Annotated in this window: 12 protein-coding genes; 4 read left to right on the top strand and 8 right to left on the bottom strand. The window is 68.3% G+C overall.

The annotated features are described in order from the left end of the window. Positions 1-41: 41 nt before the first annotated feature. Positions 42-2264: a transglycosylase domain-containing protein gene (locus PSR88_RS17555; RefSeq protein ID WP_011596080.1), complete on the top strand. Its 2223-nt coding sequence runs from the start codon at positions 42-44 to the stop codon at positions 2262-2264. On the opposite strand, the gene PSR88_RS17550 is transcribed toward PSR88_RS17555, so the two are convergent. The 6 genes from PSR88_RS17550 to PSR88_RS17525 form a co-directional block, all read right to left on the bottom strand. Next, on the bottom strand, positions 2261-3511 hold the full coding sequence (locus PSR88_RS17550) for a T3SS (YopN, CesT) and YbjN peptide-binding chaperone 1 (protein WP_016884854.1): 1251 nt from the start codon (positions 3509-3511) through the stop codon (positions 2261-2263). The two genes, PSR88_RS17555 and PSR88_RS17550, sit on opposite strands and share 4 nt — an antisense overlap. A gap of 134 nt (positions 3512-3645) precedes the next feature. Beyond that, a complete protein-coding gene (locus PSR88_RS17545; RefSeq protein ID WP_011596078.1) occupies positions 3646-4731 on the bottom strand; it encodes an inositol-3-phosphate synthase in 1086 nt (361 codons plus the stop codon). Continuing rightward, positions 4724-5281 (bottom strand): PadR family transcriptional regulator, encoded by a 558-nt coding sequence (locus PSR88_RS17540; RefSeq protein ID WP_005264441.1) that lies wholly within the window; start codon positions 5279-5281, stop codon positions 4724-4726. The genes PSR88_RS17545 and PSR88_RS17540 overlap by 8 nt, the downstream gene beginning before the upstream one ends. Before the next feature lie 248 nt (positions 5282-5529). Beyond that, positions 5530-6321 (bottom strand): DUF1707 domain-containing protein, encoded by a 792-nt coding sequence (locus tag PSR88_RS17535; RefSeq protein ID WP_016884855.1) that lies wholly within the window; start codon positions 6319-6321, stop codon positions 5530-5532. 7 nt (positions 6322-6328) lie between these two features. Continuing rightward, positions 6329-7153, bottom strand: a complete 825-nt coding sequence (locus PSR88_RS17530) for a DUF1707 domain-containing protein (RefSeq protein WP_016884856.1) — start codon at positions 7151-7153, stop codon at positions 6329-6331. Between the two features lie 15 nt (positions 7154-7168). Further along, positions 7169-8023 carry a DUF1707 domain-containing protein gene (locus PSR88_RS17525; RefSeq protein WP_016884857.1) on the bottom strand — a complete coding sequence of 285 codons (855 nt, stop codon included), beginning with the start codon at positions 8021-8023 and terminating at the stop codon, positions 7169-7171. A gap of 88 nt (positions 8024-8111) precedes the next feature. On the opposite strand from PSR88_RS17525, the gene PSR88_RS17520 reads away from it, so the two are divergent. From PSR88_RS17520 to PSR88_RS17510, 3 genes are all read left to right on the top strand, one after another. After that, entirely contained in the window at positions 8112-8543 is a 432-nt protein-coding gene (locus tag PSR88_RS17520) for a DUF5318 domain-containing protein (protein ID WP_029539769.1), read from the top strand. A gap of 399 nt (positions 8544-8942) precedes the next feature. Further along, positions 8943-11219, top strand: a complete 2277-nt coding sequence (locus PSR88_RS17515; protein ID WP_083853145.1) for a transglycosylase domain-containing protein — start codon at positions 8943-8945, stop codon at positions 11217-11219. 22 nt (positions 11220-11241) lie between these two features. After that, positions 11242-12846, top strand: coding sequence for a glycosyltransferase family 87 protein (locus PSR88_RS17510; RefSeq protein ID WP_009476442.1), 1605 nt, complete (start codon positions 11242-11244; stop codon positions 12844-12846). Here PSR88_RS17510 and PSR88_RS17505 read toward each other — a convergent pair. After that, positions 12843-13130, bottom strand: coding sequence for a CD225/dispanin family protein (locus tag PSR88_RS17505; RefSeq protein WP_009476441.1), 288 nt, complete (start codon positions 13128-13130; stop codon positions 12843-12845). The genes PSR88_RS17510 and PSR88_RS17505 overlap by 4 nt on opposite strands. A gap of 111 nt (positions 13131-13241) precedes the next feature. Beyond that, a complete protein-coding gene (locus tag PSR88_RS17500) occupies positions 13242-15533 on the bottom strand; it encodes an ATP-binding protein (RefSeq protein ID WP_011596070.1) in 2292 nt (763 codons plus the stop codon). Between the last annotated feature and the right edge of the window lie 118 nt (positions 15534-15651).

The following is a 15651-nucleotide window of genomic DNA, read 5'->3' as shown; positions in this document are numbered from 1 at the left end:
GATGATCCTCCGTGACCGGATAACTGACCGGGAGGGTGGAAGTGAGTTCTGGCAACGACGCGACGGGCAACCATGCCTCCGAACCGGGGGGTACACCGCCCGTAGACGACGGTTCGGCTGACACGACCACTCCATCACCGGACGGGACGAAGAAGCGCAACCGGTGGCGCACGGTCCGCCGGGTGAGCCTGGTCGTGATCGCATTGCTGCTGGTCATCCCGCTCGTCGTCTTCCTGGTCAGTTACGTCCGCGCCGAGGTCCCGCGCCCGTCGGACATGAAGACCAACCAGGTGGCCACCGTCTTCGCCGCCGACGGCACCACCGAGCTGACCAAGGTGATCCCGCCCGAGGGCAACCGCACCGAGATCGCGCTCGACGCCATTCCCCAGCACGTCCGCGACGCCGTCCTGTCGGCGGAGGACCGCAACTTCTACTCCAACCCCGGCTTCTCCGTCACCGGCTTCATGCGTGCCGCCCGCGACAACGTCCTCGGCAAGGACAGCGCGGGCGGCGGGTCGACGATCACACAGCAGTACGTCAAGAACGTGCTGGTCGGCGCGGACCGGAACGTGTACCGCAAGATGCGGGAACTCGTGATCTCCACCAAGATGGCCCGCGAGTGGTCCAAGGACGAGATCCTCGCCGCCTATCTGAACACCATCTACTTCGGCCGCGGCGCGTACGGCATCGAGGCGGCGTCGCGCGCCTACTTCGACAAGCCGGTCGGCGACCTGTCGGTGGCCGAGGGCGCGGTGCTCGCCTCCGTGATCCAGAGCCCGTCCTACCTCGACCCCGAGGCCAACCTCGACCAGCTGCAGGCCCGGTGGAACTACGTCCTCGACGGCATGGTCGCGATGGGCGTGCTCGGTCAGCAGGACCGCAGTGCAGCGGAATTCCCGATCACCGCGCCGTCCAACCGCCCCACCGACGCCAACTCCGCGCCGGGCCCCGACGGCCTGATCCGCAACCAGGTGCTGCGCGAGCTGTCGGATGCGGGGATCTCCGAGCAGACCCTCAACACCGAGGGTCTGCAGATCACCACCACGATCGACCCGCGGGCGCAGCAGTCCGCGATCGAGGCCGTCCACGACAACCTCGAAGGGGAGGATCCGGGGTTGCGGACCGCGGTCGTGTCGATCGATCCCCGCACCGGCGGTGTGCGCGCGTACTACGGCGGCGAGGACGGCGCCGGCTTCGACTACGCCCAGGCGCCGTTGCAGACGGGGTCGTCGTTCAAGGTGTTCGGCCTGGCCGCCGCGCTGGAGCAGGGCATCCCCCTCTCCGCCCGCTTCAGCAGTGCTCCGCTGACGGTCGGCAGCGTGCAGATCGGCAACGTCGAGGGTGAGTCCTGCGGCACGTGCACCATCGCCGAGGCGACGAAGCGGTCGCTGAACACGAGCTTCTACCGGTTGATGATGTCGCTGGACAACGGTCCGCAGGCCATCGCCGACGCCGCCCACAAGGCGGGGATCCCGGAGTTCATCCCCGGGGTGCAGGGCAAGACGCTCAGCGAGAACGGCGGCGAACCCGAGGGCGGCATCGTTCTCGGCCAGTACCTGTCGCGGCCGATCGACATGGCGTCCGCGTACGCGACGCTCGCGGCGTCGGGCATCTACCACCAGCCGTACTTCGTGCAGCGGGTCGTGACCGCCGACGGCGTCGTGCTCCTGGACCGTGCGCCGAGCCCGGGTGAGCGTCGGCTCGATGCCGCGGTGGCCGACAACATCAGCCAGGCACTGATGCCGATCGCCTCCTACTCGCGGGGCCACGCCCTGGCGGGGGGACGCCCGTCCGCGGCGAAGACCGGCACGGCTCAGCTCGGGGACACCGGCGAGAACAAGGACGCCTGGATGGTCGGTTACACGCCGTCGCTGGCGACGGCGGTGTGGATCGGCAAGGCCGACGCCACCGCCATCAACAACAGCTGGGGCGGACTGGTCTACGGTTCGGGTCTGCCGTCCGACATCTGGAAAGACACGATGGACGGCGCCCTCGAAGATACCGATTGGGAAGACTTCCCGTGGCCCGACCCGATCGGCGGCCAAGCCGGGGTGCCTACGTGGTCCGGCCAAACCAGCGGCGACGGAACGGGAACCGGCACCAGCGGGGTAGTCCCGCCGCCCGGTGCCCCCACCCCCGCACCCGTCGAGGTTCCGCCCCCGGCGGCCGTCCCGGTCCCGCCCGTCCCGCCGGTGCCCGCACCCGTCCCGGCGCCGACCCAGATCGAAATCCTCCCGGGCGTCATCATCCCGCTGCCCGGTTAGCCGAGGTTCTGAATCCCGCCGCGTGGCGGAGTCCTGTTCGGCAGCACCACAACCCGCAGCGCGGCGCGGAGGCTTTCCTTCGTCTTGGCCCAGGCCCTCGCCTCGTCCTCGCACATGTCGGCCTCTTCGGGCTCCTCGTCGCGGGCGAGTTCCGCGTTGTGGCGCCACTCGATCTCCTGCTCGGTGCAGAGCCGGAGGAATTCGAGGATGGTGTCGCGGTCGCGTCCGCAGATCTCGGCCACGTCGTCCGGGTCGAGCCCGCTCTCGGAGTCGAGGTGGATCAGGGTCACGAGCGCGGCGGGGAAATCGTCCTCGCACTCGTGCTCGGCGTACGAGGACGTGGCGCCGGGTGTGGAATTGAGTTTGCCACCGAGCTTTTCGGCGAACGCGTCGTCGACGGTGTCCACGAAACGCTCGAACATCCGGAACACCGACACCAGATGATCCGCGACGAACGGTGACCCGTCGACGCGCATGACGGCGACCACGTTGTCGACGATGAGCAGGAACTTGATGTCGGGCCACTGGCGATTGAGGTCGGCGAGCGCCTCCGCGCTGCGTGTGCGATCGCTGATCGCGTGGACCACGCGGGCGAACACTTCGACGCGAGCGTCCTCCTCGATCACCCGCACATACGTCGGGAGGTCGCCGACCCACACGAGGATGTCGCCGTCCGCGTCCTTGCCCGGTGCCTGCTCGAGCATCGATTCGACCGCGGCATCGACACGGTCGCGCAAACCGGCGCCGTCGCGTAGCTGGGCCGGGACGTCAGCAGAGCCGAACTCCGGGGTCTCGCCTCGGCCACCGGTGATCGCCTTCAGGAACGAGGGATGCAGAAGGTCCCAGATCTCCCGGAACACGGTGACCGTCATCGACGCCAGCAGGTGGGCGTCCTCCCGGTCGGCGTCGAGGTAGTACGACGCGGAACCGTTGCCCTCGTCGACGTGCTCGCACAGGTCGGGGCGGTTCCAGCCGAGCTCGATCAGCCGATCGTGCTCCTCGGCGGTGAGTGCCCGCGCCGGGTGCAGGAAGCGGTTGGACGGCACCTCGCACCGCACCTTGTCGCCGGCCCATGCGAAGAACCGCACGCACGCGGCGGTCTCGACGAGGCCGTCGTCGACGCTGTCGTACTGCGACTGCAGCACCAGTTCGTCGTCGTCCTCCATAGCGTGCACGTACCCGGTCAGACGGTCCTGGAGCTCGGTCCAGGCGTCGTCGATCTCTCGATCGAAAGTGTTGTCGGACATCACGCCTCCCTCGATGAATCCTGGGTGTCACCGTAGAGGGAGGGTCTGACAAGAAATCGAACACAAAGGCGAATGCACCTTTCATCGCCGTGAAGACGACGAAAGGTGCATTCGCCCGGGAGCTGCTGCGCGGATTACTCCGCGTCGATGATGAACGCCTCGAGCTCGGTGCGAGCCTTGTCGTCCGCCATCTGGACCGGCGGGGACTTCATCAGGTACGCGGACGCCGGGTAGACGGGTCCACCGATGCCGCGGTCCTTGGCGATCTTGGCTGCGCGGACGGCGTCGATGATGATGCCGGCCGAGTTCGGGGAGTCCCAGACCTCGAGCTTGTACTCCAGGTTCAGTGGAACGTCACCGAAGGCGCGACCCTCGAGGCGGACGTACGCCCACTTGCGGTCGTCGAGCCAGCCGACGTGATCCGACGGGCCGATGTGTACGTTGCCCGGACCGAGGTCGCGGGTCAGGTTCGACGTCACGGCCTGCGTCTTGGAGATCTTCTTCGACTCCAGGCGGTCACGCTCGAGCATGTTCTTGAAGTCCATGTTGCCGCCGACGTTCAGCTGCATCGTGCGGTCGAGCTGCACGCCGCGGTCTTCGAAGAGCTTCGCCATCACGCGGTGGGTGATGGTGGCGCCGACCTGCGACTTGATGTCGTCACCGACGATCGGGACGCCGGCGTCCTTGAACTTCGCAGCCCACTCGGGGTCGGAAGCGATGAACACGGGCAGAGCGTTGACGAACGCGACATTCGCGTCGATGGCGCACTGGGCGTAGAACTTGTCGGCGTCCTCGGAACCCACGGGCAGGTACGAGACCAGCACGTCGACCTTGGCGTCCTTCAGAGCCTTGACGACGTCGACGGGCTCGGCCTCGGAGATCTCGATGGTCTCGGCGTAGTACTTGCCGATGCCGTCGAGGGTGGGGCCGCGCAACACCGGAACGTCGGCCGGCGGGACGTCGGCGATCTTGATGGTGTTGTTCTCGCTGGCGAAGATGGCCTCGGACAGGTCGAATCCGACCTTCTTGGCGTCGACGTCGAACGCGGCGACGAACTGGACGTCGCGCACGTGGTACTTGCCGAACTTGACGTGCATGAGGCCGGGAACGGTCGCCGTCTCGTCGGCGTCCTTGTAGTACTGCACGCCCTGAACCAAGGACGAGGCACAGTTCCCCACGCCCACAATGGCCACGCGCACCGCGGTGCTGTTCTCACCCATGGTCGGGTTCTCCTTTTTTCTTAGGTGTTGCTGTCGATTGCTCGGCGGCGATCAGCTCGTTGAGCCAGCGCACTTCACGCTCACTGGATTCGAGACCGAGCTGGTGGAGCTGCTTGGTGTAGCGATCCAGCGTGCCGCTCGCTTTTCCGATCGCGTCTCGAAGCGCCTCACGACGCTCCTCGACCTGGCGTCGTCTGCCTTCGAGAATCCGCATCCGCGCCTCTGCGGGAGTGCGGCTGAAGAAGGCGAGATGAACGCCGAATCCGTCATCGGTGTAGTTCTGCGGACCCGTGTCGGCGACCAGTTCCTTGAACCGCTCCTTGCCGATCGGCGTGAGCTGGTAGACGCGGCGGGCGCGACGCTTGACGGTCCCCGGAGGGCCTGCGTCCTCGGCGATCAAACCGTCTGCCTGCATGCGTCGGAGCGTCGGGTAGAGGGACCCGTACGAAAAGGCGCGAAATGCACCCAGCAGTCCCGTCAACCGTTTGCGCAGCTCGTATCCGTGCATGGGTGACTCGTGGAGCAGCCCGAGAATTGCCAATTCGAGCACGTCCACCCCCTGAGTCGCCCGACCTAACCGTGTGATGCGATTCAAAACTATATCGCACCGATATATAGGAGGATACGCGCGCTCGATACATGAGACAAGCCGTCACAGGTTTTCAACACAGGTCCGGGTGGCCGGCCGCGTCGCCGAATGTCACACCGGTGCCGTCTGACTGAACGGATGTCACATCGGGCGCCGGGGACGCCTGGTGGCCGGCGGCCGGTGGCACCCGCCGGCACGACCCCGAACGCTCAGCCCTCGTAGGGATAGATGTCGAACGGTTCGCCGTCGAATCCGACGACCATGTGTCCGGTGTGGCCGGCGGCGTTCTTCACGTGGATGGAGATGGTCGGCGGTCCGTCGTCGGACCCGGGTTCGTACCGGAAGGACACGATCTCCACCGCGCCGTCGGGGACGCGCAGGGTTTCAGGTGCCCCGGCGAGCAGTCGTGCGATCGCGACCTGGTCGACGGTGCCGAGGTCGAAGGACTTCTCGTCGTCGGATCGGGTGGACGAGCTGCCCCAGTCGTCGAATTCGCCGTCGTAGAGGTAGGAGTCGGATTGCCGCGCGTTGCCGACGGCCGGCCGGTCGAAGACGGCGTGGGCCGGGTAGAGGCCGAGTTCGTCGGCGACGGTGTCGCCGTATTCGGCGCGGTATTCGTCGAGGAAGAAGTGCAGGCCGGCGCCGGTGGTCAGGTTCGGCACCGACTTCGACGGGCCGAGGTCGCTGTTCGCGACGGCCCCGGCGATGCCGCCGACGGCGGCCGCAGCGACGACGAGGACCGCGGCGTACACCCACCGCCGCGACGATCTGCGGCGTCGCGGGGACACGACGGGGCTGGCCGCGAGGCGGCTGGGGATCTGCAGGTCGCCGACGAGGCGGTCGAGTTCGTCGAACGTCTTCGCCCGCATTGCCGTGGAGGTGCGGGACGCGTGCTCCTCCGCGGACAGTTGCCCGTCGGCGAGCGCCGCGTCGAGCATCCCGCAGGCGTCGGCGCGGTCGGAGTCGCGTGCGCGGATACCGGCGAGTGTGGTCCTGGGCATCTGCGTCCTATCGGCCGAAGGGGTAGACGCTCAGTGGTTCACCGGACGGGGCGAGTTCCATGTGTCCGCTCTCGCTGAATTCGTTGGTCACGTAGATCGACACGGTGGGGCCGTCGCCGTCGGCCTCGAACGAGATGTGGCTGACTTCTCCGTCGGGGACGTTGAGGCTCACCGGGGCACCCACGACCGTTCCGCCGATCTTGTCGAGGTTCAGCGTCGACAGGTCGAACACGGGTGTGTCGACCTTCCGGGTGGTCGGGGTTCCCGACGGCGTGAAGCCGCCGCGGTAGTCGTAGCTCACCACCCGGTTCGGTTCGAGGGGCAGCGCGCGTTCGAGGCCGGCGTGGCCGCCCTCGTAGAGGGTGAGGTCGTCGACGATCAGGTCGCCGAACCTGGCGAGGTACCGGTCGAGGAACACCTTCATGCCCTCGGGGGTGACGGGATTCGGCGTCGGGACGACCAGCGGTTGGACGGAGTCGAAATCGACCTGCTGCGCGACGGGGGTCACGGTGGCCTGCGCGTCGTCGCTGTCGACGAGCGTGAAGGCGCCGACGGCCGCCACCACTGCGGCGACGGCGACGGCCGCCGGGAACCAGTGCTTGGCGGTGTCGCGTGGGGGCCGTGCGTCCGGTGGTGCGTCGGCGGGTCGCTGCAGGTCACTGACCAGGACCTCGAGGTCGGCGAGGGTGCGCGCCTCGGCGGCGAGTTCGGACATCGCGCGGTGTTCTGCCTCGTTGATCTGGCCGTCGCCGAACGCGGCGTCGAGCAATGCGGACGTGTTGGCTCGATCGACGTCGCGTGCCCGCGTGTTCGGTGGGTATCGGCTGGCCACGGGTGGATCTTAGAGCTAGTTCGCGGGATTCACCTGCCATACGTCTCCGCCGAGCGTCGCCCGCAGGTAGCCCCCGCCGGTCTGTTGCTTGTCGTAGACGTACACGTTGATCGTCGGTCCCTTGCCGCCGTCGGCGAGGAGAACGTGCCCGATGGTGCCGTCCGGGGCTCCGACCAGCCGGGGTGCGTCGGCGATGAGCGCGACGAGTGCCGGCACGTTTACCTGCGCGAGGTCGACCTCGCCGGTTCCGGGGAGGCGCTGCGTGCGGATCCCCGACGTCTTGAACCCGCCGCGGAAGTCGTACCGATCGACCTTGTCGGGCGCGTCCGGGGCGGTCCGCGACAGGATCGCGTACTCGTCGTACAAGCCCAGTTCGTGGACGGTGAGGTCGCCGAACTTCTGCCGGTACTGCTCGAAGAGGGCGTAGATCCCGTCCTGGGTGAGGGGCTGCGCCTGGCCCACGATGATCGGTTCGACCGCGGGCACCTCGACTTCCGGCTGGGCCAGTGGCTTGTCGACCTGCACCGGGACCGGTGGGGTGACGGGGTCCGGGCCGTCCTGCTCGGTGAGCGCGAGACCGACCGCGCCGACCGCGATCACCGCACCGCACGCGACCGCGATCCGCAGCGCCCGGCGGGGTGAACCCGCTGTCCGGACAGGTGCCTGTGCGGTGATCGACGACGGCAGTTGCAGGTCACTGATCAGCAGGTTCAGCTCGGCGAGGGTCTTCGCCGACATGGCCTGGGCGGTGCGGTCGTGGTACTCGTCGGCGCCGAGCTGCCCGTCGGCGTACGCGGCGTCGAGCTGGCTGCATGCGTTGACCCGATCGAGGTCACGTGCGCGAGTCTGCGAGGACGGTCCTGAGGCCACACCGGCATCGTAGTGCGGCAACCGTGTTTGACCAGTGTCACTCGACCGACCCCTTCTCTCCGGACGCGACGCACGTACTCTGGTCTCCGTGCGGATACAGCGGCAGGTGGTGGACTATGCGCTTCAGCGCCGGTCACTCCTGGCCGAGGTCTACTCGGGCAGGACGGGTGTCACAGAGGTGTGTGACGCCAGCCCCTACCTGCTTCGTGCCGCAAAGTTCCACGGCAAGGGCAGTGATGTGGTGTGCCCGATCTGCCGTAAGGAGCAGTTGACTCTGGTCTCCTGGGTCTTCGGTGACAAGTTGGGCCCGGTGTCGGGTTCGGCTCGTACGGCCGAGGAGTTGGTGCGTCTCGCGTCCACTCAGGAGGAGTTCTCGGTTCACGTGGTCGAGGTGTGCCGGACTTGCAGCTGGAACCATTTGGTCCAGTCCTATGTTCTCGGTACCGTGCCCGAACCGAAACGGCCCAGGCGTTCGTCGCCACGGCCGCGGCCTCCGAGCCGTCGTACCGCGAGCGAGTAGACACGCCCGAACACGGACGCGGGCAGAAGAGTGCCCACAGACGTAACGCAGGACTGAAGCCGGTCCACAACCACTGGAGATTTGTACGTGAGTTCCCCCCGCAGCAACGCCCCGGGTGATCGACCGAACGGACCGAGACGACCGAGTGGCCCCCCGCCACAGGGACGCCCCGGAGGTCCACCACCCCGCGGCGGACAGCCTGCGGGTGGGCCCCCACCGGGCCGATCGGGCGGCTCGCCGCCGCGTCGGATGCCGCCTCCGCCCCCGCAGGGTGGTGGCCGTCCCCCCGGCCCGCCGCCTCGTCGTCCCGGTCCGCCGCCGCAGGGTGGTGGGCGTCCGCCGGGTCCCCCGCCGCGTCGTCCGGGCCCGCCGCCCGGCCGTCCTGCAGGTGCGCCCCCGGTGGCGCGTAACCAGTCGGGTCCCGGTGGGCGCCCGCCGGGACCTCCGCCGTCGAACGGTCGCAAGACCGGCGGCGGCCGCGGTGGCGAACCGCCGAAGGGTGGAAAGAAGACGGCTGTGAAGAAGTCGCGGTGGAAGATCGTGCGCCGGACGGCGTACGCGTGCGTCGCGATGGGGCTGATCATCCCGATCCTGCTGTTCATGGCGGCATACGTCGTTCAGGACGTCCCGCGGCCCGGCGACCTCAAGACCAACCAGGTGGCCACGATCTACGCGTCCGACGGAACGTCGGTGCTGAGCAAGGTCGTGCCGCCGGAGGGCAACCGCACCGAGGTGACGCTCGACCAGATCCCGAAGCACACCCGTGACGCGGTGCTCGCTGCCGAGGACCGGGACTTCTACTCGAACCCCGGCTTCTCGATCGGTGGGTTCGCGCGTGCCGCCCGCGACAACGTCCTGGGCAAGGACAGCGCCGGCGGTGGCTCGACCATCACGCAGCAGTACGTGAAGAAGACGATGGTCGGTTCCGAGCGTTCGCTGACGCGAAAGATGAAGGAACTCGTCATCTCGTCGAAGATGGCCCGCGAGTGGTCCAAGGACGACATCCTCGCCGCGTACCTGAACACCATCTACTTCGGGCGTGGTGCGTACGGCATCGCGGCCGCGTCGAAGGCGTACTTCAACAAGCCCGTCGACCAGTTGACGGTCGAGGAGAGCGCGGTGCTGGCGTCGTCGATCCAGCTGCCGTCGCTGCTCGATCCGGAGACCAACCCGGAGGGTGCTCAGGCGCGCTGGAACTACGTGCTCGACGGCATGGTGTCGGCGGGAACGCTGGAGCAGTCGGCCCGGTCGGTGATGCAGTATCCGCCGTACGTGCCGATCGCGCAGGTCGATAACGGCAACCAGGACTCCGGACCGGAGGGCCTGATCAAGAATCAGGTTCTGCGTGAGCTGGGTGAGGCGGGGATCAGCGAGCAGCTGCTCAACACCGAGGGCCTCGAGATCACCACGACGATCGACCCGGTCGCCCAGGCGGCGGCGGTGGATTCGGCGCGCTCCAACATGGAGGGTGAGCCGGAGAACCTGCGTACCGGTGTCGTGTCGGTCGACCCGAAGACCGGCGCGGTGCGCGCGTACTACGGCGGCGAGGACGGCGGGGGGTACGACTTCGCGAACGCCGGACTGCAGACCGGTTCGTCGTTCAAGGTGTTCGGTCTCGCCGCGGCCCTGGATCAGGGCATCCCGCTGTCACAGATGTACGACAGCTCGGAGCTCACGGTCAACGGCATCACCATCAGCAACGTCGAAGGCGAGGGCTGCGGCACCTGCACCATCGCCGAGGCGTTGAAGCGTTCGCTGAACACCAGCTTTTACCGTCAGGAGCTCGAACTCGACGGTGGACCGCAGGCGATCGCCGACATGGCCCACAAGGCGGGTATCCCGAAGGAGATCCCCGGTGTCGGGCCTTCGCTGACCGAGCCCGACGGCAGCGGTCCGAACAACGGCATCGTGCTCGGCCAGTACCAGTCGAGGGTCCTCGACATGGCGTCGTCGTACGCCACGTTGGCCGCCTCGGGTACGTACCACCCGCCGCACTTCGTGCAGAAGGTCGTCAGCGCCGACGGAACGGTCCTGCTCGACCGTGGCGGTGACACCGGTGAGGACCGCATCGACAAGGACGTCGCCGACAACGTGACGTCGGCGATGGAACCCATCGCCGGGTACTCGCGCGGCCACAACCTGGCGGGCGGACGCCCGTCGGCGGCCAAGACGGGTACCGCGCAGCTCGGTGACACCGGCAAGAACAAGGACGCCTGGATGGTCGGATACACCCCGTCGCTGTCCACGGCGGTGTGGGTGGGCACCACGGACGGTCAGGCGCTGGAGAACAGCAGCGGCGCCATGATCTACGGTTCCGGTCTGCCGTCCGACATCTGGAAGGACACGATGGACGGCGCCCTCGAGGGCACCGACGTCGAGAAGTTCCCGAAGCCGGGTGCGATCGGTGGCCAGTCGGGTATCCCGGCCTATTCGGCACCGGCACCGACCAAGACATCGGCGCCGCCGACGAGCACGTTCCAGCTGCCGACGGAGCTCGTGCCGCCGGTGGTCGTGACGCCGTCGCCGGTCGAGATCCTGCCCGGGATCACCATCCCGATTCCGGGTCTGGCACCGAGGCCCACCACCGCGGCCCCGGCGGTTCCGGCGGAACCGGAGACGACGACGCCGCCGAACGCCGGTAATGGCAACGCCCAGCAGCAGGTTCCGGCCCGTTAACGGCGACCGGTAGCCTCGCGGAGTGGCCGACAACCCTGACGCGCACGCCTTCAGCGACGCGGGTGAGACGGGATTCGTCTCGCCCGCGCCGCTGGCGAAGGATCGGCGTTCCGCGGATTGGCGGGACCTTCCCGGGCGCACCGATCCGCTGACCGCCGACCTCTCCGGGGTGATCGGTGGTCCGGTCGGACGGCATGCGGTCGTCGGGCGCAGCCGGTTCTTCACGCCGATGCGCGCCATTCTGTTGCTGGCGATCGTGTTTCTCGCGCTCGGCTGGTTCGCGAAGGCGCCGTGCATCCAGCAGGCGCCGGTCGGCGAGAACGGCGCGCTCGGGCTCGATTGGAGTGGCAGCCGGCAGTACGTCGCCATGTGCTACTCGGACACGGTCCCGCTGTATGGCGCGGAACGGTTGAACGAGGGCGCCTTCCCCTACAAGAAGTGGTGGGAGGAAGACGCTGGCAACGGCCAGACCCAGCGCCGCTACATGGAGTACCCGGTGATCTCCGGGCTCTACCAGTACGGCGCGATGACGATCGCGAAGTCGTGGGACGCGGTGCACTGGCTGCCCGGTGCGCTGCAGGTCGCGATCTATTTCAACGTCGTCGCGCTCGGTCTGGCGCTGGCGTGGCTGGTCACCGTCTGGGCGAGTGCGCTTCTGGCCGGACGCCGCATCTGGGACGCCGCGCTGATCGCCGTGTCCCCGCTGGTGATCGTGCACGCGTTCACGAATTTCGATCCCCTCGCAACGGCTTTCGCGGCGGGTGGGCTGCTGGCGTGGTCGCGGAAACGGCCGGTGCTCGCCGGGATCCTGCTCGGCCTCGGTGGTGCCGCCAAGCTGTATCCGCTGCTCCTCCTCGGGCCTCTGCTGGTGCTGTGCCTGCGCACGGGCAAGGTCCGTGAGTGGTCGGTGACGGCGCTGACCGGTATCGGCGCTTGGCTGACGGTCAATCTGCCGATCGCCCTGCTGTTCCCACGCGGCTGGGCCGAATTCTTCCGGCTCAACTCCGAACGCGGCGCCGACCCGGACTCCGTCTACAACGTCATCTCGTCGTTCACGGGCTGGACCGGGTTCGACGGGATCCTGTCGGCCGGTCAGGCGCCCACCGTCCTCAACGCGGTGTCGTTCCTGCTGTTCGCCCTCGTGTGCGTCGGGATCGGGTACATCGCGCTGACGGCGCCGCGACGGCCGCGACTGACCCAACTGTGTTTCCTGCTGGTCGCGGGTTTCCTGCTCACCAACAAGGTGTGGAGCCCGCAGTATTCGCTGTGGCTCGTCCCGCTGGCCGTGCTCGCCTTCCCGCACCGGCGGATCCTGCTGGCCTGGATGACGATCGACGCGCTGGTGTGGGTGCCGCGGATGTTCTACTACCTCGGCGTGGCCGACAAGGGACTCCCCGAGCAGTGGTTCACCGCCGCGGTGGTGGTCCGCGACATTGCGGTCGTGGTCATCTGCGCGCTGATCATCCGCCAGATCTACCGGCCCGGCGAGGACCTCGTGCGGTACGGCTTCATCGACGATCCTGCGGGCGGCGTGCTCGACCAGGCGCCCGATGCGCAGCCGCAGTGGCTACCCGCCTGGCTGCGGCCACGGCCGCCGGTAGAAACGGCTCCCGCTCACAGCGTTTAGGGCTTCGACAGCACCAGCGCCGCCCCGACCGCGAACACCGCGATCGACAGGCCGAGGGCGATCGCGCGGATCGACCACTGTCGGGCGTCGGCGGCGGCGCGCACCGAAAGGTCGTATTCGCCGCGCTCCCACAGTCGGTGGACGGTGAGCGAGCGCAGCAGTGCGACGATGCCGAACGGCACGAACGCGATGATCGCAACAATGGCGAGCGGCAGACTGCTGGCGGGCGGCGGTGCCAGCGGCCCGCTGTGGTCCGCCGAGGTGTCCTGCTGCTGCGACGTCATGCGTTGCCTCCCCGTGGTGGAGCCCACGACCGTGGGCGACGAGGTGGAGTATAGACCGTCGAGATTCCCGACTGTGCAGTGCCTTTCGCGCGGCCGGCGGTTACGGTCCGGCTATCGGCCGGTCTCCACGACGGGGGGATGCGCCCGGGCTGCGACCCACGCCGCCACCTGCGTGCGGGAGCTGACGGCCAGCTTGTCGAAGATGTGCTCGACGTGTCCGTCGACGGTGCGCCGCGAGATCACCAACGCCTCGGCTATCTGCCGATTGCTGAGGCCCTGGGCGAGCAGGTCGGCGATCTCCTGTTCCCGTTTGGTGAGCGGCGACGCCTCGGCGCGCGGCGCCCTGCGCTCGGTGGGGGTGCCCAGTGCGAGGTCGACGGCTTCCTCGATGGTGAGCCGGACCGCAGGCGTTGCGAGCTGGGCGAACTCGTCGGGCCCGACCATGCGGGCGGCGTCGCGCTCCGACGACAGCGAGTCGTCGGTGATATGGGGGCCGAAGGCGGCGACGGACGTGCCCAGCCGATGCCACACACCCTTCGCGGCGCCGCACAGCCTGGCCGCCGCGTTCGCGTCACCGCTCGACGTGGCCACCCACGACAGCACCTCGATCGACAGAGCCGTGCAGATCTTGTCCTTGAAGTCGCGCTGGATCCGCAGCGCCTGCTGGGCAGCGTCGACGGCATCGTCGCCCCGGCCCAGGTGGAAGTACGCGACGCTCGAAACCCACAGGGCGTAGGCCTTGTTCCACTTCTCGCCGTGCACGTCCGCCACCGCGATCACGTCCCGGCACGTCTCGAGGGCGTCGTCGAGCCGGCCGTCGTAGGTCTGCGCCATGCCCATCTCGAACGACGCGGTCAGCACCGAGGCCGTGTCGCCGACGGCGCGGTGGACGGCGATGGCATCACGGAACAGCCCGATGGCTTCGTCGGGGCGGCCGGAGAACACGGCGTGGATCCCCGCCCAGTGGTCGGCGTGCGCGCGAAGTCGTTCGTCACCGAGCGCGGTCGCGATCGCCGTGCACTCGTCGAGGTGTTCGCGCGCGGCGTCGCGGTCACCCTGGATCAGCGCGGTCCACGCGGTCACCCACAGCACGTCGCCCCGTTCCCGGGTGGGGTCGGTGAGCCGTAGCAGTATCCGCTCGAGCCGGGTCCTCCCGTCGGACAGGTTGCCGCCCGCGATCCAGTGGTACCGCAGCGAGACGGCCAGTTCCGCGGCCGCCGCCCGCTGCGAGTCGTCGTGCAGGGCCCAGTCCAGGGCGGCCACGAGGTTGGGGTGGTCGATCCGCAGTCCCGCGAGGATCTCCGATTGTCCTGGCCCGCACCAGTCGAGCGACGACCGGCGGGCGCGCTCCGAATAATGCTCGAGATGTCGCCGGTACAGCTCGTCGCGCTCCCCGCTCAGTTCGAGGAGCTCGTGCCCGTACTCCCGCACCGTCATCAGCTGCGAGTAGCGGAGACGTTCGGTCGAACGGTCCACGGTGACAAGGCATTTTCCGACCAGGCGGTCGAGGACGTCGATGACCGGCGAGTCCGACAGCGCACCGAACCCGCTGACGGCTTCCGCGGCTTCGAGATCGAAGCTTCCGGGGAACACGGCGAGCCGCGACCACAGCAGCCGCTCGGTGTCCGAGCACAGTTCGTAACTCCAGTCGATGAGGGCGCGCAGCGTCTGCTGGCGAGGCATCGCCGCCCGGTCACCGCCGGTGAGGAGTGCGAAACGCTGGTCGAGGCGTTCGACGAGCTGCGACGCGGACAGCGACCGCAGCCGGGCGGCGGCGAGTTCGATGGCGAGCGGGATCCCGTCGAGCTGATTGCACAACTGTGCGACGGCGGGGGCGTTCGCGTCGGTGAGGCGGAAGTCGGCGACGACGCCCTGCGCGCGCTCCACGAGCAACGACACCGATTCGAACGTGGCGATGTCCGCGGCGCGGCAGTCCTCGATGTCACCCGGAGTGCTCAGCGGTGGAAGGAGGTACGTGAATTCGCCGGCGATCCCGAGCGGTTCGCGACTCGTGGTGAGGATCCGGACCTCCGGCGCGGAGGCGAGGACGGTGCTGACGAATTCGCTTGCCGCGGACAGTAGGTGCTCGCAGTTGTCGAGGACGATCAGCATATGCCGGGACTGCAGTTGGTCGATCACCTTGTCCATCACCGCACGGCTCGACTGGTCGGTGACGCCGAGCGCGGCCGCGGCCGCGGAGGGCAGTGCGTCGGGATCGCGGACGGGCGCGAGGTCGATCCACCGGACGGAATCGCGGAAGGCGCGGGCGGAGCGGACCGCGAGTTCCTCGGCCAGCCGCGTCTTGCCCACGCCGCCGGCACCGAGCAGCGACACGAGCCGGGATTGCTGCAGTCGTGCGCGGGCTTCCTCGATCTCGCGGCGTCGGCCGACGAAGCTGGTCATCGACCTCGTGAGTTCTCTCGAGCGAGTCAGTGGATTTCTCCCGTGTCCGGTTAGCCAGGTGTGGAACGAAACCTACCCCCACCGAATGTGACGGACAACACAGGTAACCGAGGGGGTG

Source organism: Rhodococcus sp. DK176 (assembly GCF_038447315.2).
Classification (GTDB): Bacteria; Actinomycetota; Actinomycetes; order Mycobacteriales; family Mycobacteriaceae; genus Rhodococcus_F; species Rhodococcus_F jostii_A.
Note: the sequence above shows the minus strand (reverse complement) of the source record. Positions and strands in the feature narration are given on the sequence as shown.